A 1,043-nucleotide genomic window follows, 5' to 3' on the forward strand; every position below is an offset into this window, starting at 1 on the left:
AGAGCCTGGTAAATAAGGGGTTTGGGCGGCCGCCGGTCCTGATGAAGATCGACGACGGTGACGGCGCCGGCGTGGCGGCGTGACATGGGGAAGGGCCTTCGGATACGAGCAAAGGTGACTAAACCAGCACGACCGAAGGCCCAACCCTGTCTGTATACCTTGTCGCCGGCGTCGCCGCATCCACCACCCCGGCTACCGTTGACGATCACCTGCCCACCGCCCGGCCACGGCACTATCCGTCCGACACCTCCGACGCCGAATGGCAGGTCCTGGCCCCGCACGTACCGGCCGGGACCGGACGCGGCCGGCCGATCACCTACCCCCGCCGCGACATCGTGGACGCGATCCGCTACCTCGACCGCACCGGCTGCCAGTGGAACGCGCTGCCTGCCGACTTCCCGCACCACAAGCTCGTCTACCACTACTTCAAGACCTGGACCCGCGACGGGACCCTCAACCGCATGCACAACAGCCTGCGGGAACAGGTCCGCGAACAGGTCGAGGGTCGTGACCTGCAGCCGACAGCCGCGCTGGTCGACTCCCAGTCGGTACGGGCAGCGGAGACCGTCGGCCGACCCAGCCGCGGCTACGACGCCGGCAAGAAGATCAACGGCCGGAAACGCCACATCGCCGTGGACACCTGCGGACTACTGCTCGCGATCCTGGTCACCGGCGCGAACGTCCAGGACCGCGACGCCGCCCGGCCCCTGCTATGGGCGCTACGCGCCTGCTTCCCCACCATCCGGCTGACCTGGGCCGACAGCGGCTACGCCGGCAAACTCGTCGACTGGGCCGCCGCCCGCCTCGCCCTGACCGTGCAGATCGTTGCCAAGCTCGCCGGGCAGACCACGTTCGTCGTGCTGCACCGAAGGTGGTGCGCGGAGCGCACGTTCTCGTGGATCAACCGGTGCCGACGCACCGTCCGAGACTACGAACGGCTACCCGAGCACCACGCCGCGATGGTCCAATGGGCCATGATCATCGTCATGACCCGCCGCCTCGCCCGCCACCAACACACCTGAAACCCTTATTTACCAGGCTCT

At 67.8% G+C, this 1,043-nt stretch carries 2 protein-coding genes; one reads left to right on the forward strand and one right to left on the reverse strand.

What is annotated here, in order from left to right; all coding sequences use genetic code 11:
* The coding region (locus ACY34I_RS40470) for a hypothetical protein (protein ID WP_462760840.1) at window positions 1-209 on the reverse strand (209 nt) is incomplete at its 3' end.
* On the opposite strand from ACY34I_RS40470, the gene ACY34I_RS40475 reads away from it, so the two are divergent.
* Window positions 210-1,022 (forward strand): IS5 family transposase, encoded by an 813-nt coding sequence (locus tag ACY34I_RS40475; protein WP_462760841.1) that lies wholly within the window; start codon window positions 210-212, stop codon window positions 1,020-1,022.
* Window positions 1,023-1,043: the final 21 nt, after the last annotated feature.

The organism is Micromonospora sp. RTBAU3-60, assembly GCF_054963695.1.